This window comes from Maribellus luteus, assembly GCF_003576475.1.
GTDB lineage: Bacteria > Bacteroidota > Bacteroidia > Bacteroidales > Prolixibacteraceae > Draconibacterium > Draconibacterium luteum.
Genome location: NZ_QWGR01000002.1, coordinates 284,082 through 310,070 on the forward strand (window position 1 = coordinate 284,082; position 25,989 = coordinate 310,070).

20 protein-coding genes are annotated in these 25,989 nt (G+C 42.8%); 10 read left to right on the top strand and 10 right to left on the bottom strand.

Annotated features, from left to right (window positions below; genetic code table 11):
• Window positions 1-243 precede the first annotated feature (243 nt).
• The 8 genes from D1614_RS03990 to D1614_RS04025 all read right to left on the bottom strand — a co-directional run bounded on the left by D1614_RS03990 (window position 244) and on the right by D1614_RS04025 (window position 13,303).
• On the bottom strand, window positions 244-1,767 hold the full coding sequence (locus D1614_RS03990) for a SusD/RagB family nutrient-binding outer membrane lipoprotein (protein ID WP_119436602.1): 1,524 nt from the start codon (window positions 1,765-1,767) through the stop codon (window positions 244-246).
• Window positions 1,768-1,778: 11 nt separating this feature from the next.
• Entirely contained in the window at window positions 1,779-5,216 is a 3,438-nt protein-coding gene (locus D1614_RS03995) for a SusC/RagA family TonB-linked outer membrane protein (RefSeq protein ID WP_162304405.1), read from the bottom strand.
• A 166-nt stretch (window positions 5,217-5,382) separates the two neighbouring features.
• The gene (locus D1614_RS04000; RefSeq protein ID WP_119436604.1) at window positions 5,383-6,384 is read right to left on the bottom strand and encodes a FecR family protein; all 1,002 of its coding nucleotides are present in this window, start codon (window positions 6,382-6,384) and stop codon (window positions 5,383-5,385) included.
• Between the two features lie 100 nt (window positions 6,385-6,484).
• Window positions 6,485-7,078, bottom strand: coding sequence for an RNA polymerase sigma-70 factor (locus D1614_RS04005; protein ID WP_119436605.1), 594 nt, complete (start codon window positions 7,076-7,078; stop codon window positions 6,485-6,487).
• A gap of 303 nt (window positions 7,079-7,381) precedes the next feature.
• Window positions 7,382-8,242 (bottom strand): DUF4382 domain-containing protein, encoded by an 861-nt coding sequence (locus tag D1614_RS04010; protein WP_119436606.1) that lies wholly within the window; start codon window positions 8,240-8,242, stop codon window positions 7,382-7,384.
• Between the two features lie 150 nt (window positions 8,243-8,392).
• On the bottom strand, window positions 8,393-9,298 hold the full coding sequence (locus D1614_RS04015) for a Cbp1 family collagen-binding glycoprotein adhesin (protein ID WP_147384012.1): 906 nt from the start codon (window positions 9,296-9,298) through the stop codon (window positions 8,393-8,395).
• A 180-nt stretch (window positions 9,299-9,478) separates the two neighbouring features.
• Complete coding sequence (locus D1614_RS04020) at window positions 9,479-10,825, bottom strand: sigma-54-dependent transcriptional regulator (RefSeq protein ID WP_119436911.1); 1,347 nt, start codon at window positions 10,823-10,825, stop codon at window positions 9,479-9,481.
• A 78-nt stretch (window positions 10,826-10,903) separates the two neighbouring features.
• Entirely contained in the window at window positions 10,904-13,303 is a 2,400-nt protein-coding gene (locus D1614_RS04025) for a hybrid sensor histidine kinase/response regulator (RefSeq protein ID WP_162304406.1), read from the bottom strand.
• A gap of 276 nt (window positions 13,304-13,579) precedes the next feature.
• Here D1614_RS04025 and gpmI point away from each other — a divergent pair, with 276 nt between their 5' ends.
• From gpmI to D1614_RS04070, 9 genes are all read left to right on the top strand, one after another.
• Window positions 13,580-15,112, top strand: a complete 1,533-nt coding sequence (gene gpmI, locus D1614_RS04030; RefSeq protein ID WP_119436609.1) for a 2,3-bisphosphoglycerate-independent phosphoglycerate mutase — start codon at window positions 13,580-13,582, stop codon at window positions 15,110-15,112.
• Window positions 15,113-15,223: 111 nt separating this feature from the next.
• On the top strand, window positions 15,224-15,802 hold the full coding sequence (locus D1614_RS04035) for a DUF3109 family protein (RefSeq protein WP_241558076.1): 579 nt from the start codon (window positions 15,224-15,226) through the stop codon (window positions 15,800-15,802).
• Window positions 15,803-16,196: 394 nt separating this feature from the next.
• Window positions 16,197-16,778, top strand: a complete 582-nt coding sequence (locus D1614_RS04040) for a hypothetical protein (protein ID WP_119436610.1) — start codon at window positions 16,197-16,199, stop codon at window positions 16,776-16,778.
• A gap of 135 nt (window positions 16,779-16,913) precedes the next feature.
• Window positions 16,914-17,477 (top strand): hypothetical protein, encoded by a 564-nt coding sequence (locus tag D1614_RS04045; RefSeq protein ID WP_119436611.1) that lies wholly within the window; start codon window positions 16,914-16,916, stop codon window positions 17,475-17,477.
• A gap of 78 nt (window positions 17,478-17,555) precedes the next feature.
• Window positions 17,556-18,356: a hypothetical protein gene (locus tag D1614_RS04050; protein ID WP_119436612.1), complete on the top strand. Its 801-nt coding sequence runs from the start codon at window positions 17,556-17,558 to the stop codon at window positions 18,354-18,356.
• 38 nt (window positions 18,357-18,394) lie between these two features.
• Entirely contained in the window at window positions 18,395-21,376 is a 2,982-nt protein-coding gene (locus D1614_RS04055) for an Ig-like domain-containing protein (RefSeq protein ID WP_162304407.1), read from the top strand.
• A 44-nt stretch (window positions 21,377-21,420) separates the two neighbouring features.
• Complete coding sequence (locus D1614_RS04060) at window positions 21,421-21,981, top strand: hypothetical protein (RefSeq protein WP_147384013.1); 561 nt, start codon at window positions 21,421-21,423, stop codon at window positions 21,979-21,981.
• A 6-nt stretch (window positions 21,982-21,987) separates the two neighbouring features.
• Window positions 21,988-22,494, top strand: coding sequence for a hypothetical protein (locus D1614_RS04065; RefSeq protein ID WP_119436615.1), 507 nt, complete (start codon window positions 21,988-21,990; stop codon window positions 22,492-22,494).
• Window positions 22,494-22,847, top strand: a complete 354-nt coding sequence (locus D1614_RS04070) for a hypothetical protein (RefSeq protein ID WP_162304408.1) — start codon at window positions 22,494-22,496, stop codon at window positions 22,845-22,847. The genes D1614_RS04065 and D1614_RS04070 overlap by 1 nt, the downstream gene beginning before the upstream one ends.
• A gap of 38 nt (window positions 22,848-22,885) precedes the next feature.
• On the opposite strand, the gene D1614_RS04075 is transcribed toward D1614_RS04070, so the two are convergent.
• Window positions 22,886-23,275: a VOC family protein gene (locus D1614_RS04075; protein ID WP_119436617.1), complete on the bottom strand. Its 390-nt coding sequence runs from the start codon at window positions 23,273-23,275 to the stop codon at window positions 22,886-22,888.
• Between the two features lie 65 nt (window positions 23,276-23,340).
• Window positions 23,341-23,997 (bottom strand): HD domain-containing protein, encoded by a 657-nt coding sequence (locus D1614_RS04080; RefSeq protein WP_206609920.1) that lies wholly within the window; start codon window positions 23,995-23,997, stop codon window positions 23,341-23,343.
• A 227-nt stretch (window positions 23,998-24,224) separates the two neighbouring features.
• Between D1614_RS04080 and D1614_RS04085 the strand changes: the two genes are divergently transcribed.
• Complete coding sequence (locus tag D1614_RS04085) at window positions 24,225-25,886, top strand: AMP-binding protein (protein ID WP_119436618.1); 1,662 nt, start codon at window positions 24,225-24,227, stop codon at window positions 25,884-25,886.
• The last annotated feature ends 103 nt before the right edge of the window (window positions 25,887-25,989 follow it).

A 25,989-nucleotide genomic window follows, 5' to 3' on the forward strand; every position in this document is an offset into this window, starting at 1 on the left:
CCGATGCGTTTTTGAATGGAACCCTGCATTGGTTAGGTTCTTCAAGCCTTTTAAGTGTCTTTCGTTGCGCGCCAAATTTGATATGCGCGAAGAAATAGCTGTCCTCCCTAAAGCCGGAAATTTGTCCGGCTGTCAATCTGGAATCCCATAGCTTTATCCTAATTGGCAGTGAAAGGAAAGGAATGGGAACATTTCCCATTCCTTTCAAACTAAACAAGACTATTTGTAATCTAACTAAAAGCGTTATTTCAGGTACCAGGGAACCTGCATCGTGTTGTCAATACCTCCAAATTGTTCATCAATGGCTTTCTGATAGTTCTCAGGATTGGTGGTTACCTCATTGTTTGGGTAATACCAACGTTTTGGGAACTCATTTGGATTGTCTTGATTTAAACAGGTTACAGGATTTAAAATATATTCCGGATAGCCAGTACGTAGAAACTGATAGTAATAGCTGCTGTTGGGTTGGAAAAAATCAATCAGCCAACGTTGTATCCAGATCTGTTGCAAGCGATTTGTTTTACTCCCTCCGGTTTTATATGCAGCCTCACCTGTGAAATAGTTATCAATATAATCTTGTGTGATTTCCATTCCGTGTACGAAGCCTTCCGTGTGAGGGAGATTCATGTAGTAAGATAATTGAGCTTTCACTCCTTTCTCGTAATAATCTTTTGCGTTGCCGCTCACCCAGCCTTCTTCTATGGCTTCGGCTATAATGAAACATTGTTCAGCGTAAGTAAAATATAGCAACGGATCGTTGTCTCTAAATTTCACATAGCGCTGATTCAATATTGAATACATACCCGCATCATTATTGATTGACAATGTGTTTGCATCCATTTCATAAGGAGCTCCTACATAAGCTTCAAAGTCAGTTGCAGTGTAGGTTTCCAACATTTGAGCTGCCGGTTCTGCAAAATAAAATAATCGATAATCATTGTTCTTTTTGAGGGCATCTACTGAAATTGTTGAAGGAGCTTGGTCCAGCCTCTGATTATTTCCATTATAAAAAGGATAAGTTGCATTGGTGTTTTCGGTGTATACCAATTTTAAATCATCATCATAACTGGTCATTAAATTCCCTGAATTTACAATGGCCGCAAATCGGGCTTTTTGTTCAGCAGTTGCTTTTTTGCTGATGGTTTGAATCACTTTTAGCTGTAAGGCATTACAGAGTTTTTGCCATTTGCCGGCATCTCCGTCATACATTATGTCACCTTTAAAATCAAGGCCTTGAGCAAAAAAGGATTCTGCTTGCTTCAGATCGTCAAGAATTTGCGCAAATACATCGGCCTGTTTGTCATAAACAGGTTGAGTGATACCTTCTTTTGCCTTGCCGGCATCGGAATAAGGAATATCTCCCATACTCAATGTTGCATTAAATCCATACCACGCTTTTAAAAACAATGCCAGGCCCTTATAGGAAGATTCTGCTACACTGCCTTCGGCAAACTGAACCATATCGTTGAGATCGGTTAGGTATTTAAAATTACCAAAGCTTCCGTATATCCAGTAGGCCCAATAATACTGACCTGGGTCTGGCGTAGAGGTTAGCTTGGTTACGTGATGATCAAACAAAGTGATTTGAGTATAGACATCAGGGCTATTGTTCGATAGCTTAAATGTCTTCATCAGGGTATAGGATGCGAGCATATCCGGCGTAGCAGATGTCGATTTGTCCGGATTCGTATTAATTTCCTCAAAATTACTGCACGCTGCTGTATAAAGGAAAATTATAATTATTAAAAGATATTTTAGATTTTTCATAGTTCTAATTATTAAAATGAAAGTTTAATATTAGCTCCAATATACCTTGAAGATGGATCCGCAAAGTTTTCATTACCACCATCGGGGTCGGAATACCTGAATTCCTTCGCCCAGAACAATACATTTTGTCCTATAAAGCTTATGGATGCGCCTTTAACCGGGCCTATTTTGGCCAGCATTTGTTTTGGGAATGTATACGTAAGTGATACTTCACGAAGCTTTAAAAAGGTTCTGTCTAAAATGTCTTCTTCGTATCCTGTGCCACCCCAGGCTGTACCTCCGTGCAACGAACGGATGTAATCTTTGTAGGTCACAAACACATCGTTTGGAGCAAAAACCCGGCTATCTTCAATGATTTCTCCGGTGTTACTATCTGTTGTATAGGTGCCGGAAACTACCATAACACCACTTGCAAGATAGTTTTTAGATCCGGGAGTAGCCACATCCAACGCCCTTTCGGGAGTTACAGACTCAGGATGAACTCCCTGTATCCACATATATGCTTCTGTAGTTGAAGACATCATCCCTCCAACAACTCCATCAAACGATGCATACAGACTCCAGTTTTTATACTGTAAGCTTGTGTTAAATCCCCAAATCCAATCTGGGCTTTTATACCCGATAACTGAATTAAAGTTTTCTCTTTGTAACAGACCTGATTTATAGATACGCTGTCCTGCATATTCTCCGGATGGAACTGTTTGATATGTCCTGATAGTATAGGCATCAGTTCGTTCGCCGACTTTTACCCATGGTTTGTTGGCCGAGTAAACAGGATCTAATTTGGAATAAACTTCTTTATAAGTTGACCAGTTAAGCCCCATGTCCCAGCGCAGGTTAGCAGTTTCAACCGGAGTTCCTGTTAAGGCCACAATCCAACCTTTTCTTTTCGTCTCTTCTTCGGTGTTGATATACATTGAGTTATATCCCGAAGCAGAGGTCAATGGACCTTTTGTTAGCGCGTCATAATTTCGGCGGTTAAAATAAGAAACATCAGCCGTCAGTCGCTTATTAAAGAAAATACCCTGTGCTCCTGCTTCATAGGTATCAGTAGCAGATGGAAGAATATTGGCAAGGTCATAAAGTACATCCGGAGCATAAGTCCCACTTACATCATTCCAAATACTGGATACTGAGGTATATACACTGTTAATGGCATAAATGCCTGCCGGATCTTTTGCCTGTGTCCACGAACCTCTTATTTTGAAAAGGTCCAACCATTCTTTTGATGATTCACCTATTAATTCTGAAACAATAAAACTACCGGAAACCGAAGGATAAAAATACGACCTGCTTGATTTATCAACACCAGGTCCCGCTAAAGTAGAACTCCAGTCGTTACGGCCTGTCACATCCACATAAACTAATTTATTCCATGACAGAGCTATACGTCCGTATGCTGAATTAACTTGCTGTGATCTTCTTTCTTCTGCAACCGTAGCCGGATTAACCGATGCAGCTAATGAGAAAAAGCCCGGAACGGAAATGCCGCCTACCGTACAAGCATTAATATTTTCGTCTTTTTGATAGAAAATAGTTCCTCCTGCAAGATATTCTACTTCAAGTTTATCATCAACAAATTTCTTGATGCCGGTTAATAGCAGATCACTGTTAGAACTCATTCCGGATGTTTTCCCTACCAGGTAAGCCCCTGTTCGTGATCCGTTAAATGTTAATCCGGATCTATAGGTGAAATACGGAATCCCCGTATCTCCGAGTGAAGTATAGGAACCTTGCGACAAGCTCAATTGTCCAACATCTCCATAGAAATCCAGACCAGAACGCAAGGTAGCCCTTAGCCAGTTTGTCACATCATAACTTACAGTTAAGTCGGCATTAAAAATATCACGGGTCACTTCATTTAGTCTTTCATATCTGTCGTAATAAGGGTTGTTTTGGTTTTTCCCACTATATGAATCATTCTCTAAATCGTAACCAAAATGGTTGTTTTGGAGCACACCTGGGTTTAACCAATAATCCTTATAGTCGCGTACATCAAAATCAGCCGAGCTATTTACCAGTAAGGTGTACATTGGATCATAGGAAGTATAGCCATTTGAGCCCATATTGGGAGTGTGCCTTCTGGTATACGATAAATTGGATGTTAAGCGGAACTTCTCCAAATTGATATCCCCCCCTAAGGTGTAAGTATATTTATCCACTTTCGCATTTGGATAGCGGCCTTTGTTTTGCGTCCAGTTTAACGAACTCCTAAGTGCAATGCCTTTTTGGTTAAAAGCAACATTTACATTGTTATTTGTGATATAGCCTTGTTCCAGAAAGTTTTTGAAGTTGTCTTTTCCTACCGGTAAATATGCATAATCCCTGTATTCTTTTGCGATAGGATCCCATTGTGTTTGAGTGGATCCGTCCATTGCACCACCCCAGGACTGGTCTTTCGTTTGTTGATAAGTATTGTTTTCACCACGGCCGTAAACACTTTGTTTTTCAGGAATGGCTAAATATCCGGCCGTAAACATCGTATTGGTTGACAGGTCTACACTAATACCAGTGTTGCTGCTACTCCCATTTTTAGTGGTGATTAAAATCGCACCGGCTCTTCCCCTAAAACCATATAAAGCAGAAGCGGTAGGCCCTTTAAGTACGTTTAACGATTCTATGTCTTCAGAAGAAATATCGTTTAAGGTTTTATTGGCGTACGCAATCCCATCAATTACGATTAGCGGAGTTTCTCCCAAAATGCTGATTTTAGGAGTAGTGTTAAAGTCTGTCGGGTTTTCGATTAATACACCGGCAACCTTACCGGTAAGAGATGTCGCAACATCTGTTCCTTGTACTCTTTGTAAATCTTCACCTTTAACAGCCTGAACCGAATAACCCAGCGCTTTTTGTTCCCTCTTTATGCCCAAAGCGGTAACTACTACTTCTTCCAAACCAATGGCTTCCGAAACAAGCGTAACATTAATGTTGGTTTGGTTGCCAACCTGTTCTTCCGCGGTTTCCATTCCTATAAAAGAGAAAACCAAAACGGCATCGGCTGATAAATCGCTGATGGTATAGCTTCCGTCGAAATTGGTAATGGTTCCGTGTGTCGTTCCTTTCACCACAACCGTAACTCCCACAAGCGGTTCTCCCTTGGAGTCAGTAACTTTTCCGGTCACCGATTTCTGGTCGGGTGTTGAGGCAGTTTTGGGCGTTAAAATAATGTATTTGTCATTGATCAGTACGCCTACGTCGTTCTTGTCGAACAACTGGTTGAGGATGTTGTCAATGGTGGCGTTTTCTACGGAAACGCTTACTTTTTTGTCAACATCAATTAGCTCACTGTTGTACAGAAAATAGAATTCGCTTTGCTTTTCTACTGCTGCCAGAACCTGCCTCACCGTAGCTTGTTCGAAACTAACGCTAAGCTTCTTGGTTTGAGAATAGCTGCTTGAGGCAACTACCTGGAAAGCAGAGAGAAGAATCAATAATAATGCATTGCGCATAATCATAAGTTTTTTCTTATGGCGCCTCGTCAGCAACCACAAGGGTTTGACAAAATTTTTCATACCTTTGAATGTTTTTTTATTAGTTTAATTACCAGACCAATTACTTGGTATTAAGCGCGGAGGGAGTGTTGGAGCACTTCCTCTTTTTCTTTGAAAAATATTTTCACATAAGCTCTTTGTTTTTGGATATTATTACTGTGGAATAATTTTTTTCGCCCTCAACCTTGTTCATTTTCCCGGGCTTGTAGATTATTTTAATGGCTGGTGAACTTAACTGCAGAAGTTCCAGTACCCGGTTCAACGGTTCGTTTTCGAATGTTGTACTGAATTTGTATTTCTTTAACTCGTCGTTTGTGATGATCACTTTAACACCGTACCAGCGTTCGAGTAATGTGGCCACTTCTTCGAGTGGCGTATCGTCCAGCACAAGGATGTTTTTGTGCCACGATATTTGAGCGTCGATGTTGCCCGGTATTGCTTTTAAATTCTTTGAATTTTTTTCTACCTCGTAGTGATCGCCGGGCTTCATTTCAACCGTATTCGATTGGTTTGCCTGATCCACCGCACTGAATTTAACCGAGCCTTCCTGCAGGGCCACAGCCACCACCTCTTCTTCGGGGTAGGCTTTTACATTAAACCGTGTTCCGGTTACTTCAATACTTGTATTGGCAGCAGTTACGATGAAAGGTGAGTTTTTGTTCGAGGCCACATCCAGAAATGCTTCTCCTTCAAGGTATATCTTCCTGTTTTGCTGAACAAACGGAACTTCGTATCTGAGCAAACTCTCGGCATTGAGCCATACTTTTGTCCCGTCAGGAAGTATTACATGCGATCGCATTCCCACCGGGCTGTTAAATTGCTGTTCTGCAAACTCTTGTTTTACCTCGGTTTTAGAGAGCTGTTTTTGTATGCTCCAGGCTGAATAAATAAGCAAGGGTATGGCAAGAACTGCCGCGACTTTGGTTAGCTGTTGAACCAACTGTTTGACCTTGTCTTTTTTTCGGGTGCGGATCATTACCTTTTTAAAGGCAAAATCCACGTCAATGTCATCTGTCATGCCAGCCATCACTGCGGCCTGCATTTCTTTCTCCTCCTTCGAAATTTCCCGGTTAAATGCCAGGTATTGTGAAAGCTGTTCGTCCTTGTGTAATGATTCTTTCTTCAATTTTCCTCCGCTGATAAATATCTGTTATCTCCCTTTTGTTGTCTTTAATACAATCGAGCAAAGAAAAACACGTAGTCGGGTATGTATTTTTTTTTGAATGTCAGAAAAACAGGAGCAGGGTAAGGTAATTTTGAAGCTCTTTTCTCAGGATCTTCAATGCATTGGAAATTTGAGTCTCCACTGTACGTTTTGACAGTTCAAGAGAAAGTGCAATTTCGTCGTTCGATAAACCTTTGAAACGGCTAAGGGTAAAAATTTCAGCAGTTCGGGGAGGAAGTTTGGTAAAGGCCAGTTTAAGTTTTTGCTGAAGTTCTGTGTCGGTGTAAATATCGGGGTTGTATCGCATCTCCGACTCCATTTGCCGTTTAAGTTCTTCAATAACGTTCTTTTTTACCTGCACACTTTTTAAGAAGTTGATGGAGCGGTTTTTAACCGATGTGAAAAGGTAGTTTTTTAGTGGATTGTCTGATTTTAAGGAATGCCGGTTTTCCCAGAGACGTACAAAAAAGTCCTGAACAAGTTCTTCCGCTTCGTCTTTATTGATTACAATATTCGATGCAAAAACAACCAGTCCGGGATAATAGTATTTGAATAAAAGTTCAAATGCAGTGGTGTCTCCCTGTTGCATTCGTTCTACCAGTATTCGTTCTTCAATCCCTCCTATTTTTATTGAAATGCTGACAGCTTTCTCCATGATAAATTAGGTTCGGCGGAGGTAAAGGTAAAAATATTTTCTGGCAAACAACCGGGCTGTTTTTTGATCGGATCTTATTTGTCGGCAGTAGTGCAATGTGTCGAATTTCCTTAATTCGGGGGTACTTTGGCTCTTCTTTTTCTTGTCTTACTGTTTGGTGAATGAAGGCGTCTTGTTTGTTCTGCGCTGGCCCATAAAAAAGGCAGTCCGTTCACTAACGGACTGCCGAGCATTAAACCTCAAGTCATTATCACAATTGTTTGTGAGCAACATGACAATGCCTCATTCGTAAATGAACCTGGTTTATTGTACAGGATTAAGTTGAATATCTACCACCGTCGCATTTCCTTCGGTAACTCCCACATTCCAGACCGTATCTGTTTGGTAGCCTTCCAACTCGGTGGTGAGGTAATACGTGCCTGACAAGAGTCCGATGATTTTGTACTTACCGGCCTCGTCGCTAAACGAAGACGTAATCAAACTATCTGTTTCCATGCCTTCAAGGGGCATCCATACTTTTACAGAAGCATTTTCGAGGGCTACACTGGCTGTATCGCTTACTGTACCTTCAATACGGCCGGCTTTGCCTAACATTACACAACGTACTACGGGCTTAAAGTTAAAGCCGTTGATGTGTCCGCCCTGCCAGTTTCCTTTAACAACAAACGATTTGCTCACATCGAAGTCGAGCAGCACGTCGGCTGTTTCTCCGCCACTGATTTCAAGGGCCGGTTCAATCTTGATCTTTAACCCGCTGGAAGATCCGCTGGGAACCTTCAGATCGAATTCGGTTGCATCTTTCATCACCACTTTCGACTCACTCACGTGCATCCTGATCTGGTCGTAGGTTCCGGCTTCCAAATCAACAGAGGCCAGTATTTCGGTCACTCCGTTTGAAAGCGTCAGCAGATCAATTTCCATGGGTTCCTCGGTCAGGACAATAAAATCTGATCCGCTTGAATCAGTTTCCTGTTTCCTGATTTCTACTTTGTCAATGGTTACGTATGTTTCAGCAATCAGGTCAACCGGGAAGGGAGCGTCGGTCAGATAGATGTTCACTTTTCCTTTGCCGGCCTCAATGCCGCTTGTGTCATCATCGTTACACGCAACCATTAAAATAATCCCTAAAACAAACGTACTTAACACTAATCCAATTCTCTTCATGGGTTCTGCTTTTTAATTATAGTTTATAACAAATGTGTTGTTTTCCTGTTTTCAGCCCATTGTTGCTGGCTGTATATATAACAAGTTTGTAAAAGTGAAGTTGAAGGGTGCAACCTCTGTTGCATTCCCTCAACTTCTTGCAAACCTATTTTATTTTACTTCAATTACGGCGTATTTCGATATTTTCCAGAACTCATCGGGGTTGTCGATCTGCAGGTAAGCGATCATTCCGTCTTCCTCTACGAAAGAGTAAGAACTATCCGGATGTTCTGAAATTACCTTTGCTTTGTGCGAAAACAGCGGGATGGTTTTTGTATCCTGGATATTCAACTCGGTGAAATAATCATCCGCAAAATTTTCCTGAATTGCCGTGTGTTTTCCGATGCCCAGGAAGCCACCATCTTTGGTAAGCACGCCTTTGTCTCTGAGTTCTTTGTAAGTTCCGTAGGCAATGTGTGCTTTGTTCAGTTCGCCGATCTGCTCTTCAATCACCTGTTCCTTTATTTGCAGGGTATCGGCTTTTTTGGTGAGTTCGCTTTCCATTACATTCATTTGCTCGCTCATGTTGGCCAGCAAAATGTTTTTTTCCTGCAGTTGCTGCTGAAGGTGGGCAATCTCGTTGTTCTGGTCTTCGATGCTCTGGTTGAGGGCAGCAATTTTCTTTTTGAATGAACTTAGTTCAATACCCGATTTTTTGAGTTTCTTTTCCAGCTGGGCAATGTGTTCGCTGCTTTTTTCAAGCATTTCGTTCATCATTTTAATGTCGTCAACAATTACTTGCTTCTGATCGCGCCCGCCTTCACGTTCTGTTTCCAGCGAAAGTTGCTGGCGTTTCTCTTTGATGAATTTCAGGTTGTCCTCGATTTCATTAAACGCAGTCATCAGCTCGTTTACCATCGAGTCGCGTTCCTGAAGTTCGCTATTCATACTTTGTTTGTCGGCTTGAAGAGTGTTGATCTCCTGGCTCTTTTTTTGGTAAATGGATACCCCTGTATAAATGGCAACTGCCAGCATAGCCGCCACCAGTAGTAGGCCTGCTATTTGTGATTTTTTCATTTTTTCCATGACTTAATCTCCTATCGTTTTGAATTGATTGATATGCTCCTATATAGCCAAGTGTTGTGCCAGAGTAGAGGCCGCTTTGTAAACGATAGGAAATCAGTAGATTGAGAAAAGTGCGGCAGGTTTGTTTTCTATCACATTGATAGCCGATTATCAAAATGATAAAAACCGGGTTTATTCTTCCTCTTTCAGCATGCGGTAAATGGTGGCAACGCCAACACCCAGTTTGTCGGCTACTATTTTGGGTTTGTTGTCGTACTGTTCCATTAGTTTTTTTACCAGGCAGAGGTTGTATTCGCGCAGGGTCATGCCTTCCGAGTAAAGGCTTTCCAGGCTTGCCGAATCATCCATCATAAGGTGTTCGGCAAGTATCTCGCTGCCGTCGGCGAGGGTGGCGGCCAGTTCAATAACCGATTTCAATTCGCGCACATTCCCCGGGAAGGGGTACGATAACAGTTTGCGCGAAGCAGAAGCCCCCAGCGTTTTGGGCTCCAGCTTATTTTCCTTGCAAAAGGTGGCAATAAAGTTTTTAGCGAGCAATATTACATCGTTGCCACGGTCGCGCAGCGGCGGAAGATCAATCGGAAGTCCGTACAAACGATAGTAAAGATCTTGCCGGAAGGTTCCCTTTTTTACTTCTTCCAGCAGGTTTTTGTTGGTAGCCATAATAATGCGGCAATCAATTTTAACCGTTTGGTTGCTGCCAACACGTATGATCTCTTTTTCCTGCAAGGCCCTGAGTAACTTTGCCTGCAGCGAAATTTCCATTTCGGCAATTTCATCGAGAAACAAGGTGCCGCCGTTGGCTTCCTCAAATTTTCCGATACGGCGGGCAGCTGCTCCGGTAAAGGCGCCTTTTTCGTGTCCGAACAATTCGCTTTCCACCAAATCTTTCGGGATGGCAGCCATGTTTACCGCCACAAAAGGTTTTTTGGCCCGTTGCGAGTTGTAGTGAATGGCCTTTGCCACCAGTTCTTTGCCCGTGCCTGTTTCGCCGGTTACCGAAACCGTTACATTGGTGCGGGTGGCTTTTTCAATTAAATCGAATATTTTTTGGGTGGCCGGACTGTTCCCTACAATTGTATTCTGGTAGCTGTATTTTTGACGGACTTCCTTGCGAAGCGTTTTTATTTCGTCTTTTAATTTGAACTCCTTCCGTATGTTACTGACCGTGTTGAGAAGTCTTTCCCGAATGTCTTTCGATTTTACGATGTAATCATAAGCGCCGTGTTTCAGCAGGTCTACCACTACCTCAATGTCTTCCTGTTCCGAGATCAGGATTACCTGAATATCCTCGTCCCTTTCTTTTACCTGTTTGAGCACTTCCAGGCCTTTCATATCGGGCAGGCGGTAGTCGAGTGTAATCACATCGGGTTGCTGGTGTAGTTGTGCCAAACAGCTTTTCCCATCTGCAAACGACTGGATCTCATAGTCGGGGTTCAGCGATAAATTGTGAACCAGCAAGCGGTTGTACCACTCGTCGTCTTCTACTACAAATATTTTGAATGTTTTTGATTCCATATCGTTCAAAAGGTATCTGGCATTGTTGTGCAGAACAAAATTATCCAATATCCCGCACTGCACAACGAAAAGTTGGCATCAATCTGTAAAATTATTCTCCAGTAGGTTTTGCAGGTGTGTATTCAGAATGTTGATTTCGTTTCCGAGCCGGGCAAACTGGGCTTCAATCTGCGGCTTTCCGGCAGAAGATTCAGCCAGTTGCTGCAAGGTTTTTACGGTGTTGTAAACGGGCATGATGTTCATGTGTTTTACCGGCGCAGCCATTTTGTGCGCCAGGTCGGCCACCGTTTGCCATTTTTGCTGGTCTATACCGTCTTTGATTTTTTTGAGGTTGCTTTGGCTGGAATTCATAAATATCCGGATCATTTCTTTCAGGAATACTTTGTCTCCATTGGCCATGTTCATTAGCTCTTCAATATCGGGCTGAAACGATTGCTCTTCCTCTTTCTTTTTCGGATGAATCACTGCGCTGTTTGCCAGGGTTTGGGTGATAATCGCGTAAAGATCGGCTTCTTTAAAAGGTTTTTCCAGAAAAGCATCAAATATTTGGACCAGGCCTGGCTGGCTTTTATTGGCCGACAGGGCGATGACTTTTGTTGTAATTCCTTTTTCTTTTAATAATCCAGCGGCCTCAATGCCATTCAGAACCGGCATGCGGATGTCCATCATTATTAAACGGTACGAAGTTTTGACGGCCATTTCAACCGCTTGCTGTCCGTTTTCCGCTTCGTCGAATTCTATTTCCCATTTCCCCAAAATATTTTTTAGCAGGTGGCGGTTGAACTCCTCGTCGTCCACAATCAGCACCTTTCCTCCTTTTAGCTGTTCCGGTGCCGGAAAGCTTTCGCTGGTCTGAACGATATTGGCCGGATTTCCTTTTCGGTAGGGGATGGCGACCGTAAACGTAGTGCCAACTCCGGGCTGGCTTTTTAATGAAATAGTTCCGTCGAGAAGCGCCACCAGTTTTTTCACGATGTAAAGACCCAATCCAGTGCCCCCGGCTTTTTTATTGGCATCCGTATCCAACTGAACAAAGTCGTCGAATATTCTTTCCCGGTTTTCTTCCGAAATTCCGATTCCCGTATCGGTTACTTCAAACCTGAGCCATTCTTTATTTCCCTCGCTGGCAAGAGAAGCTTTTAAAACGACCGAACCTTTGTCGGTAAATTTGATGGCATTGGTAACCAGGTTGCTGAGGATCTGTTTGAGACGGGTTTCATCGTTGTAAATAACCAGGTCTGCTGTATTCCCTTTGTCAAGCGACAGTTGAATGCCTTTGGCGTTGGCTGCTTCTCGGTTGAATAATTCAATTTTTTCCAGCAGGTCGTCCAAATAGAAATCGACAGGCTGAAGTTGAATTCGCTGGTTTTCGATCCGGGTGAAATCAAAGGTGTCGTTGACCAAGTCGATTAAATGCCGCGTTGATTTATGGATCACCTCCAGGTCTTTTCTGTTTTTATCATCGGGTTTTCGCAGTAAAAGTTGTTCCGATAAGCCATAAATAGCGTTGATCGGAGTCCTCATTTCGTGACTGACGGTAGCCACAAAAAGTTCCTTGGTGCGCGCCAGCTGCTCTGCGTGGTTTTTGGCTTCCTGGAGAGCCTTTTGGTACGATCTTGATTTGCGCAGGTCTCTGAAGAACAGGGCCAGCGTCAGGAACATGAGCAAAAGAACCGTGAGCGCAAAAAGAGTGAGTCGTTTGTAGGTTTGGGAGGCCAGCAAATCGGCTTGCTGTGTTTTCAGGAGCAGGCTCTGTTGTTCTTGCCGTTCGAGCTTTGAAATGACTCCTGCCAGCGCATTGTTGATCTCCAGGTTTTTTTGCATCAGCGCAGTCTCGCGAGCCGTTAATGCCTTGTTTCGCGCGGCTATTTCTTTTTCCAGTTCGGCAATTTCGTCGCGCATCGATTGCTGCTCAACCGTTCTGTCGACAATAATCGGTTGCGGAGGTTCGGGCTTCTTTCCCAGCAGGCGTTTAAAAAAGCCTACTTTTTTAGCCTCCTGAAAATGGATCGTGTCTTTTGCCACTTCCATGGTATCCAGCTTGTCGAAATACTGGGTAAAGGTTTCGTGTTCGTCCTCTTTCGAAAGGTGGAGGTTCAGTATGTTTTTCCAAATCAGTAGTTTTTGGCGGGAGAGAACCAGAAGCGAATCGACTGATCCGCGCGCAGCAGTGTCGGAAATGGCATAGTGTTGCAGCTCGCTCAGTTTATCGTCGATTGTGTTGTTTAGCTCGTAATAAGTTTCAAGGTATGTTTTGCTTTTACTGAGCGAATAAAGTTTTACCGAATTCTCGACGTCACCCAGGTTGGCATGCAGGTCTTTTACCATAATTAGCTTATAGTCGGGCCGGGCTTCGCTTAGCCACGAGTCCACAATTTCAGAGAGACTCTTGTAAACCATATTCCCGGAAAGCACAATCAGCGCCAGCATCACCACTGTGATGAGGATAATGGGTATTTCAATTTTAGTTTTTCGCATTAAAAAAAACGGTTTTGCAGCAACTAATTTAAGCATTAGCTGTCAATTGCCATTTGAATACTGTCTGAATTTCGAAAGTGCTGTGCAGGTATAAACGCGGAAGAGCAAAGCAGATTGCCTTGAAAAAGAATCGGTTGTGTTAAAAATTCTTTAACGGAGACGGAATCCCAAAAGATTGTTAAATCAATCAGTACAAGATGATTGTTATTTCAGTAATGAGTTAAAAAAGGATACTTTTGTCCGTTCAAAATTTGATAACTATAAAAACAGAATAAAATGGCTGAAATTCAGAAAACTTTGCTGGTGATTCTCGATGGATGGGGAATCGGTGATGGTTCAAAAAATGATATCGTAGCAACGGCTCCGACACCTTTTATGGATTCGCTGATGGAAAAATATCCGCATTCAAAATTAATGGCTTGCGGCGAATATGTGGGTTTGCCCGATGGACAAATGGGAAACTCTGAAGTTGGACACCTTAATATTGGTGCCGGCCGGATTCTTTACCAGGATATGGTGAAAATTACAAAGGCAATCCGCGACAAATCGTTGTGGCAGCATCCGCAGATTCTGAAAGCATACAATTATGCCAAAGACAATAATAAAAAAGTTCACCTGATTGGGCTGGTTGGCCCTGGTGGAGTTCACGCACTGAGCTCTCACATGGTAGCGCTTTGTCAGATTGCCACCGACATGGGATTGGACGATGTTTTTGTACACGGATTAATGGACGGTCGTGATACTGACCCGCGTTCAGGATATGGTTTTGTTGAAGCCGATTTAAAAGCGCTTGAAGGAACCGTTGGTAAATTCGCGTCGTTGATTGGTCGTTACTACGGAATGGACCGCGACAATAATTATGACCGTTTGAAACTAGCGTACGATCTTTATACCGAAGGCAAAGGCGAAAAATCAACTGATGTATTGGCAAGCATTCAAAAGTCGTACGACAATGGTGTGACTGACGAATTTATGAAGCCAATCGTAATGGTGGACGAAGCCGGAGAGCCCTTGGCAAAAGTTGAAGAAGGTGATGTGGTAATTTGCTTTAATTTCCGTACCGACCGTTTGCGTCAGACAACCATTGCTTTCACTCAAAAAGATTTGCCGGAATTTGGCATGCATACCATGGATCTACAATGGTATACGATGACCAATTACAAAGCCGACTTCGAAGGTATTAACGTGATTTTCGACAAAGACAATGTGCAGAACACCATGGGAGAAGTTGTGGCAAAGGCAGGATTGAAACAGATCAGGATTGCTGAAACAGAGAAATATGCGCACGTAACGTTCTTCTTTAGCGGTGGCCGCGAAGCAGAATTCGAAGGAGAGAGCCGAATTCTGGTTCAATCGCCCAAAGTGCCGACCTACGATCTCCAACCGGAAATGTCAGCTCCGGGCGTTCGCGATGCGATTGTCCCAAAACTGGAAAAGGGAGAAGCTGACTTTGTTTGTCTGAATTTTGCCAATGGCGATATGGTTGGACATACCGGGGTTTATGAGGCGATTTATAAGGCAATTGTAGCTGTGGACGGATGTTTGAAAGATGTGGTAACAGCTGCACAAAAAGGCGGTTACGATATAATGGTGATTGCCGACCACGGTAATGCTGACAATGCAGTTAATGCGGATGGATCTGAAAACACAGCTCACTCGTTGAATCCGGTTCCTTGTGTTTTTGTAACCGAAAAACAAGGTATTAAGCTGCTGGATGGTGTGCTGGCCGATGTGGCTCCGACTTTGTTGGCCGATATGGGACTGGAAGTTCCTGCCGACATGACCGGAAAGAACCTGATTGTGAAATAGTATTTCCGATAAAAATAGTTCGTCATTCCTGCGAAGCAGAAATCTGAACCTTGGGAGTTGGGGGCTCTCTTTCGTGGGAATGGCGAAAATGTTAAGAACTAAATAAGAAGAATGGTGATTGAAGTTGGAAGAGCATTGTTGAGTGATGACATCATTGAGGAACATTTCCTGTGCGATGTATTAAAATGCAAAGGTGCATGTTGTATTGAAGGTGATTCAGGAGCTCCGCTCACCGATGAAGAGGCCATTCAGATTGAAAAGGATTACCCCCTGTTTGAAGAATATCTTCCCCAGAAACATAAAAAAGAGGTTGAGAAACAAGGCTATTCGGTTATTGACAGCGATGGAGACCTTGTGACTCCGCTGGTTAACAACCGGCAATGTGTTTACTCTTTTTACAACGACAATGGCATTCTGCAATGTGCTGTCGAAAAAGCATACTTTGAGGGTAAAATAAAGTTTCGCAAGCCAATTTCCTGTCACCTGTTCCCGATTCGGATAACAGAATACAGGGACTTTGACGCGGTGAATTATCAGCAACTCAGGATATGTAAGCCTGGGCGCCAATGTGGTGCTTCCCAAAAACTTCCGCTTTATAAATTTCTAAAAGAGCCACTTATCAAGAAATATGGTGAAGAGTGGTACAAAGAACTGGAGATAGCAGCCGACTATCTCAAATCCTCCCGATAACTTCTTTTCTGTTTGAATGCTGTAATAGTAAGGTTATTACGATCCCGGTGTTTGGGTGACGCGGTCTCGCTGTTTGTGATTCTTTTGGACCGGTTGAACATGCTAAAGGTTAGCGGCCCATCAATAGGACTGAATTCGTTCATTGATTCAATTTGGTCCAAATAAGGACACAATAACCTCATTTCCCGAAAATGAATAATTTTGCCGCAAGTCCCATTTATGATATTTTTTGTCCCAATATGATTCTGGTTGATTTTTGGCACACTTCCCATTTTTTTGATAATCAGTTGATTATACTTTTTGGCATGTGAGTTGTTTTACTTAAAGTGCATCGGACGCAATAAGGTGCAAAGCTTTTGAAGAAAAATTACAAACAATAAAAAAACACAACATCATGAAAAAATTATCTTTAGTATCCGTTTTGATCTTCTTTTTAGCAGTAGTAGCAAGCGCACAGTCAGAAACAGTTTCACATGATTTAAGAGTAAAATTTCCAACTTATGCCTTTGTTGGATTGTCAGGTGAGGGCTCAATTGAGCTATCTCCTAAAGCTCCAGATGTCGCTGGTGAAGGCTTGGATTTTAATAGTCCCAGTGCTTCTAATAGTACTAAGTACTTGCAGTACTCTTCGCTACCGGGCAAAGGCGGTAAGAACAATCGTATTTCGGTTTCGATGACCGCTGCAAATAGCATGGCATTGCCTAAAGGCGTTACCATATTGTTGAAAGTGGAAGATTATAGTGGAAAAGGGAAAGGAACCTTAGGGACACCTAGTACAGGTGCAGAAGGAATAGTATTAGAAAAGAACGGTAAGGCAATTGTTACTGGTATTAAAAACTGTTATACCGGAACAGGTAGTGAAGAGGGGCACTTACTGACATACTCTTTGAAGATGGAGGATGAAACTGCTAGTTATGAAGATTTGAGTACTGGTGATTATGATTTTACCATCACTTATACTATTGAAGCAGAATAGAGAGTTAAGATAAAAAATAAGGGAATTAAGAGGAAGGCTGTTCAGCTTTCCTCTTTTTGTTTTCAGTCTTTTTAACCGTAACAATAGGTAATTCACCTATTGACTTTCGTGTTGTTGCGATCTAATTTTAGCAACATGAAACACAAGGGCGCTTTTCTTGTCATCATAATGCTTTTTTCATTGACCCGATTTAGTTTGGGTATTGGTGAGAACACTGAACATAAGGCCAGTGTTGTGATTCCTGATGTCGCTTTGTTATCGCTTCAGCACGATGGGAATTCCAATATTGAGCTGATGGGGACTTCATCATCTGTTGCAGGCAGCAAAATAGAGATGGGGGGAGAAGCGACCGCAGATATCTGGTTGAATTATTCTTCTGTTTGTCATAAAAATCAAAAAAGAAAAGTAACTGCAACGGTTGTGGGAGAAGTCCCGGAAGGTGTAATCATTAAGGTAAAAGCTGACAATAGTGTAGGAACAGGGAAAGGAGAGTTGGGAAAAACCAATGGCACTGTTGTTCTTTCAAGCAATCCGAGCGATGTGATTTCTGGTATCGGTAGTTGTTATACTGGTAGTGGCGTGCATAATGGACATTTGTTGTCGTATCAATTGGAAATTGATGAAGATATGTTCTATCAAGCCTCTGAAAACAAGCTCGCTTCCGTTCATGTGGTTTATACGTTAACCGACGATAATTAATTTCCTAAAACAATTGCAAAGAACTGGGAGATTGGTATTTTAGCGTTGAAAATTTTCAAATTGCAAAAACCAATCAGGATGAGGCTTCAATATCTGACCCGCATTTTTTCCCTTGTTGTCTTTTTTTCTTCATTTACAATTTTTACGAGTGCCAATATTTTGGTGTTGAATGGATTAACTCATGAGTCGACAGGAGAGCTGGGAACTAAGTCCAAAGACAGGATTGAAATCCAAAACAATGGTTCGGAAGAACGAAGCGTGAGGGTTTATCTTCGCGATTACTGGTTTTCGTATACCGGAGAGAGCCGGCACGATGAACCGGGCACGCTTGATCGCTCCAATGCGGCGTGGGTCAACTTTAGTCCGCAATTACTTACGCTTCAACCCAACGAAAAAGCATTTGTTGATTTTGAGGTAAGTGTGCCACAAATCGACTCATTGAAGGGAACTTACTGGAGTGTGATTATGGTGGAGGGAATTGTGCCGCCCGATACAGTTGCTTCTACGCGTGGGGTAAAGATCAATACCGCCATCCGGTATGCCGTGCAAATCATCACCAATATTGGCGAAACAGGAACAAAAGATTTGCAATTCTTGGGACTGGAACTTGCCAACGACGGGACAAATAATTTATTAAATGTGGCAGTTGAGAATACAGGCGAATGCATTCTAAGGCCCGAAATCAGCCTGGAAGTATTTGATGAAAACGGAATTTCGCAGGGAATTTTTAAAGCCGATCGGCGAAAAACGCTTCCGGGAACTTCCATCAGTACCTCGCTTGTTTTAGAGGGAATTAAGCCAGGGAATTACACGGCTATCCTGGTGGCAGACTGTGATGAAGACCACATTTACGGTACCAATATCTCGCTTGAAATATAAGAATGTTTCGTCAGCCATTTTTCATAACTATATTTTTATTGGCATTTGCCTGGTCTGCTTTGGGCCAGCAGAAAGCATCGGTGCGTTTTGTGAAAGACAAAGTTTCTGCACTTCCCGGGGAAGTTTTGAACCTGGCTTACCAGCTTGATAATTTATCGACTGATACCCTCGATGTTTCACCTTCTTTTTTATATCCTGAGGCTTGGGGTTTGGTGACACGAATTCAGGGAATCAAAATTGCTCCCGGTCAAAAAAAACTGGGAATTGTTTCGATGAAGATCTTTCACGAAAGTGCAGTGGGTGAATACCCTGTTACGGTTAGTCTGAAGGAGCGAGGCGAAACACAGTTGGCTCAGGCTGAAATCGGTATTTCTGTTCTGGAGGTTGAAAAAATTACACTGGAACTGATTGAAAAACCGGTTTACGTGTCGGCGGGAGACAAAATTAGTGCTTCTTACATGCTTCAGAATTTAGGAAATACGGAGAAGAATATTTTCATCAACACCAATAATTGCGATGTTGCAGGGCCTTCATCTGTTGTGCTAAAGCCAGGCGAATCTGCACAGGTTCAGATTGTAAAAGCAACGTCTGATGAAATCTTTCAGAGTAAAAATGAATCGTTTACGGTGCGGGCACAGGTAGAGGAACGGGTTTTAAAAAGTGTTTATTCTACCGCCGTAGTGTTGCCGTCAAAGAAAGCCCGGAAAGATCTGTACTATCGTTTTCCGGTGAAAATGGCGGCAACTTATCTTTCTACCAATCGCCAAAACGAGTTTGAGTCGGTTTTGCAGTACCAGGTTGATGGGAGAGGTTCGCTTGACCCCGAAGGAAAGCATCAGTTAGGGTTTATGGCCCGCTGGCCCGATAATTCGGATCTTAGCTTTCTGGGTTTGTACGACCAGTATTTTCTTACTTATTCGAATGATAATCTGGAGGTATTTCTGGGAGACAAATCCTATACGGTAACTCCGCTTACCGAGTCGTTTCGGTATGGACGGGGTGCAGAGAGTAAGCTCACCCTGAACAATGGCTTGGGGATAGGTTTCAAGTATTTAAAGCCACGGTTTTTCGAGGAGATTGAGAGTGAATTGGCAGCTTCAGCAGGTTTCGATTTTAACCGGAACAATAAAATTGAATTGCACTATTTGTCCAAAAAATACCAACTGGAAAATGATCCTGCTCAACTGTTTAGCTTGACTTCGCTGTTTACTCCTTTTCTGCATACTTCGGTAGATCTGGAAGTATCGCATGGCCAATTTTTAGGAAAAAAATCGAATGCGTTGCGTGCCGGATTAAACAGTCGGTTTTCAATTTTTCAGCTTACAGGAGTTTATTACGACACAGGAAAAGACTACCCCGGGTATTACACCAATTCGCGGTTTTACTCAGCCGGTGTAAGTGCCGACATTTCAGAGCGAATCAGCCTGTTTGCCAGTGCGAGAGAAGATTTCAGAAATGCGCAGTTGGATACCTTTTTTGTAACGGCACCTTATTCCAGGTCGTTGCAGGGAACAGTGAGCTATAAAACAGGCGAACGAAGTAGCCTGAAACTTTACTGGCGCGAGTATGAAAGAAAAGACAGGTTAAGCCTGAATAAATTTCACTATCAAACCAACTCGTGGAACCTGCAGTTTAATCACCGGTTCAAAAAAATACATTACTATTTGAGTGGTGAGGTGGGGGAGACCTCTAACTTTTTGGAAGACGCAAGTCAGCAAGATCAAAAGAGTTACCGGGCCTCGGCTGATGTAACATATCGTTTTAATTCACGGCATTCGGTGCGGGTTTTTGGGAACTGGTCGAATATTAACCAAATTGTTTCTGACGACCGGCGCAGTGTGTTGGTGGGAATGGCCGCTACGAGCAGGATTTCAAAAAATCTACGCATGAATTTTTACCTGCAAAATGCCTACGATATTGATGATTATTACCGGAACCGAAACCTGATGCAGTTTAACCTGGATTATTCGTTCTTGCGCAGGCACAGTATTTCGCTCCGAAGTTTTTATACCATTTTCAGAAACCAGGTGAACGACCCCGAGTTTACCATGGCTGCTACTTATGCGTACCGGCTTGGCGTTCCTTTAAAACAGGTGATAAGCGCCGGAAAGGTTGTCGGAAGAATCAGCGACCGGGAAGGAAATCCTGTTGAGGGGATCTACCTGCGGATTTTAAACGAAACTACGGCTTCAAACAAGAACGGCGAATTTGAGTTCAGGCTGGTTACGCCTGGGAAGCAGCTTCTGGTGATTGATAAATCGAAGCTGGATGTGGATGAGATTCCGAGTATTCCGATGCCACTTGAAATGGAGGTGCTGGATAACGAAGAGTCGGTGGTTAATATATCGATTCAGAAGGGTGCCCGTTTGAGCGGGAAGCTGATCCTGGGCCAAAGTCAGTTAGCTGCATTGGATAATAAAGCGGCAAAACCTGCCAATGTTGTGGTGGAGCTGAAAACGGATTTTGAAACTTTTCGCCTGACAAGTGATGGCGAGGGCAACTTTTCATTTCCGTTGGTTCGCCCCGGCGATGTTGAGTTGCGGATCTATGCCAATACGGTTCCTGCGGGGTACCGGCCCAAACAAACAGTTTACACCTATCATCTGGAACCGGGCGAAAAGAAGTTTGCAGAGATTACGCTCGAGTCATCTAAAAAAGAGATCATTTTCAAGTCCACAGGAAAATCCATCGCTGTTAAAAATAATCTTACGCCGGTAGTCATTAACAAGCGAACCCTTAAGGAATCGTCAGAGCCGGAAATCTTTTATTCGATTCAGATCGGTGCATTTAAAAAAGCCTTGCGAAAAGACTCGAAATTTCTGAAAGACCAATCTTTTTATTTCGAAAAACAAATTGATAACTTACACAAGTATTTTATAGGTCGGTTTACCACTTACAAAGACGCTGAAAAAGAACTTGAAAAGCTAAACTCAGAATATGCATCGCCTTTTATTGTGGTGGTTAAAGATGGAAATATAATGAGCGTGGGCGAGTTTAAAGCAGGTGAAGATCAGGAGTAAAGCCGTTGTATTCAGCGCAGATGTTGTACAAATGAAGTAAAATAATGAAGAGTTGCATTAAACATATAATGACCGTTTTTGTGGCCTTGGGCTTTGCGGTAGCGGCACAGGCACAATGGAACAGCGGAAACATAAACGTACGTTTCTCGGTCCCCGAAATTGCGATTGTGGATATTGAGCCCGAGCTTGGTTACATCGAATTTAGTGTAAATGCACCCGATATTGCGGGGGGAGAGCCGGTGGTCGAACATGTTTCCAACGAGTCGGTGTGGATCAACTATACCTCCGCCATTCGGAGAAACGGGAACCGCCGGTCGATCAATGCGCAGATTTCGGAAGGTACCATTCCCGACGGCATTTCTTTTTATGTGGAAGCCTCTTTTGCATCTGCATTTGGGAGCATAAATCAAGGGAATCCTGTTGGTAGAGTTCAGATTACCAATCAGCCGCATCCGATTATTACCGGCATTGGGAGTTGCTTTACCGGAGACGGAGTAGGAAAGGGACATGAATTAAAATATTTTCTTGAGATTTCAGATTTTAGCCAGATGAAATCGATAGAAGACCAGGTATTTACCGTATTGTATACTATAACTGATAATTAGCGGAGAATGAAAGTTGCATGGGTCTTAATCTTTTTGTTTGGTGGGTTGTTGGCAAACGCCCAGTATATGGAAGTGAGCGTGGATGGAATGGTTACTTTTGATGGAGTTGATTTTATAATAAATGAGGCAGGAGAAGATTATTCCCCTTCTGTCGAGAGTGAGTCAAGTGTTTATGTCTCTATTGATTTTCAGAGTTTCTGGGATGCTCTTTTTAATCCGAACAGAAAATGGAAAATAGAAGTTGCTAAAGAGGACCTTACCTGGAATAACCATGTTAAACTTGAAATTAAGAGGACCGAAGATGGTTATGGCGATTGGAGCAACAATAAAAGAAAAACGCGGATAAAAGGGGGAGATAATTACCAGGTAGTAGATAGAGTGTCTCGGGATTTTTTCAGCGGGAAAGGTAGTGCTTATTTTGTTCCGCTTCAGCTAAAACTCTCAGGCATTTCGGTTACTCAGGGGGCGCAGGATTTCGAGACAAATGTGATATTAACCATTTATGACGATTGATGATGAGCAAGAAAATCGTATTTGTAACCTGTATTTTGGCTCTTTTTCTGCTTACATGCGAAGAGCGGGAAACGGAAGAAATTACAACGCCGGCATGGATTGAGACACGTTTGACAGAACTGGAGAACTCGGGCGAATGTTTTGGGTGTACCCTGCAGCGATGGACCTATAACAACGAATACTACTATCATCTTTATTGTAACCATTGGTCATGCAGCAATTGCGAGGTGTATCGCTACAATGGTGACAAAGTTGTTTGGGGCGAGAATGTGGATCCCGCAGATTACGAAAAAAACAAACACCGGCCCGTAAAAATATGGGAGTGCGGCATGGAAATCAATGCCGGAACTTAATGTCTTTTCTTACTTTTATTTTTCTGATTTTCTGCGGCCTAGCTGGTAATTTCAATACGGTTCCCATCCGGGTCAAGGACAACGCTTTCATAATATCCGTCTCCGGTGGAGTGGGGCTCTTTCAGCACTTTGAACCCATCTTTCCGGAGCGTGTTGGTGAGCGCATCAACCTTGTCTTTCGATCCAACACTGATGGCAAAATGAATCAAGCCGGTAAACTGCTTAACTACATCGTTTTTCGATTTGGGAATTCCGGGCATTTCCATCAGTTCCAGCCGGCAATCACCGTAAAAGGAAAGGAAATAGGACCGAAACTCCTTGGAGTGGTTGTGGTAAATTTCGGAAGAAGATGCATCGAAGTAATGCATGTAAAAGTTTCGGAGGCCCTCAAGATTGTATGTCCAGATTGCAATATGTTCAATACGCATGGCTTTGCTTTTTTTGATCCATTAAAAATACGAAACGTTTTCAGTAAAAAACAGAGGCAATTGAATTAAATTTCGCCGTTCCACTCACCGAAAAAACGATCCAGAAATACTTCCATAAAAGCGTGTCTTTCGTTGGCTATTTGAAGGGCGGAGGAGGTGTTGAGCCGTTCTTTCAATAGCAGTAGTTTTTCGTAAAAATGGTTGATGGTGGGTGCCGTGCTTTTCTTGTAATCATCAAAATTATTGTGCATTACAGGAGGAATGTTTGGATCGTACATCAAGCGATTCTTGTTTCCGCCATAGGCAAAAGTACGGGCAATCCCGATTGCTCCGATGGCATCGAGCCGGTCGGCATCCTGAACAATTTTAGCTTCTTTTGAGGTGGCAGCCGTTTTTACTTCCGCACCTTTAAACGATACTTCGGAAATCACCCGTAATATTTTCTCCTGTTGAACTGCCTCAACATCCATTTGTTTAAGCCAGGCCCGGGCTCTCGATGTGTGATTGCCTGTTTGCAGCTTCCAGTCGTCCAGGTCGTGTAATAAAGCTGCCATTTCAATCGTAAAACGGTCACCTCCTTCGTGTTCTGAAATTTTCAAGGCCAGGTTTCGGACACGAAAAATGTGCCACCAGTCATGTCCCGATCCTTCTCCGTCAAAAAGCTCTTTGATGTGATCCTCAGTACGTTTAAGTACCTCGTTTTGTCGAATATTCGAATTCATAATTCAAAATTAGCCGTATGAAGATAGATTTTAAATGCCAAAAAATGTTAACAATGTTAAGAATCGTTTTTTAAGGTGTTGATAATCAGTCCTGAAATGAAAATATTATTTCGAATGGAATGTATATCGCTGTTGCAGACATTGCTTTTTTGCTATTTTTGTCACGTTTTAAGGAACCTAAAGGTTTTTAGGATTATTTGGGTTTGAACAGACAGGGAAGATTGTATATGACATATAATAAAAAACTTACTCTACCGGCGATGTTTTATAATTCGGTAGAGAAATATGCAAATAAAACCTCGATCGTATTTACCGGCGAAGAAAATTACACTTATGCGGAAATGGGAGAAGAGGTGGAACGCATTGCAGAGATGTTGCTGGAGTTGGGCATTGGTTCGGGCGATAAAGTGGCGATACTAAGTGCCAACATGCCAAACTGGGGAAAAGCTTTCTTTGCCATTTCGCTGATCGGAGCCGTAGCCGTTCCGATTTTACCCGATTTTCACAGTAAAGAAATTCACTCGATTCTCGAACATTCGGGATCAAAAGCATTGTTTGTTTCTGAAGGTTTGTATGCGAGTGTCAGCGAGAAAACAGCTGATATGCTCGAGTGCATGATTTTGGTAGAGCGCTTTGCGCTTATTCCAAAAGAAACTCCGGCGAGCCATTTACACTTGCTTGCTTCATCGGTTCCGGTTAACAAAAAAGATTTTGTTCCGGTGGATGTGGACGAGGAAGATTTGGCATCTATTATTTATACATCGGGAACTACCGGGAACTCGAAAGGGGTTATGCTGACACATAAAAACCTGACGTGGACTGCCCGCCAAAGTCGTACGCTGCAAAAAATTGAAGAAGACGACAGGTTTCTTTCGATGCTGCCGCTTTCGCATACACTCGAAAACACCGTAGGCTTTTTATTACCGATGATGTACGGTGCTTCGGTGCATTATTTGCGTAAGCCGCCGGTGCCTTCGGTTTTACTACCGGCACTCAAAACGGTGAAGCCAACCATCATGTTGTCAGTGCCGCTGATCATCGAAAAGGTGTATCGTTCAAAGATCCAGCCTACGTTTGAGAAGAATGGTCTGATGCGTTTCCTGAGCACTTTTGCTCCGACAAGAATATTGTTGCACAAGGTAGCTGCCAAAAAGTTGATGGAGACTTTTGGTGGTTGCGTTCATTTCTTTGGAATCGGTGGCGCCAAGCTCGATACCACGGTGGAACGTTTTCTGAAAGAAGGTGGATTTCCATACGCGATTGGTTACGGGCTGACAGAAACCGCTCCTTTGCTGGCTGGTGCAGTTGGTAAAAATACACGGGTAGGTTCTACCGGTATTGCCATGGAAGGCGTTACGCTGCGTATAGCCGATCCTGATCCGAAGACCGGCGAAGGTGAGATTCAGGCAAAGGGCGAAAATGTAATGAAAGGCTACTACAAAGCGCCTGGAATTACCAAAGAAGTGTTTACGGAAGATGGCTGGTTCCGTACCGGCGACCGGGGTGTTTTCATCAAAAACAAGCTGTATGTAAAAGGCCGAATCAAAACCATGATTGTAGGTGCCAGCGGCGAAAACATCTATCCCGAAGAAATAGAGTCGGTTATCAACAAGATGCGTTTTGTTCTGGAATCGCTGGTAGTGGAGAAAAAAGGGAAACTGGTAGCCATGATTCACCTTAACATGGAAGAAGTGGAGGAGAATCTGAAGAATATGAAACTGGAGGCCAAGCAATATATTTCGGTCAAATCGGACGAAATTCTGCAGGAGATCATGAAGAAAGTTAACCTGGAAGTGAACAAGTTTTCGCGGATTAACCAGGTGATATTGCAGCCTATTCCGTTTGAACGTACCCCCACCCGAAAGATCAAGAGATTTTTATACGCTTAGGATAAATTGATATTTAAAAGGAAAGCTTCAGATGAGGCTTTCCTTTTTTGTTACATTAAAGATGAGGCCAATGCAAAGCTAGTTTCCTGAAATGAGCAAAGTT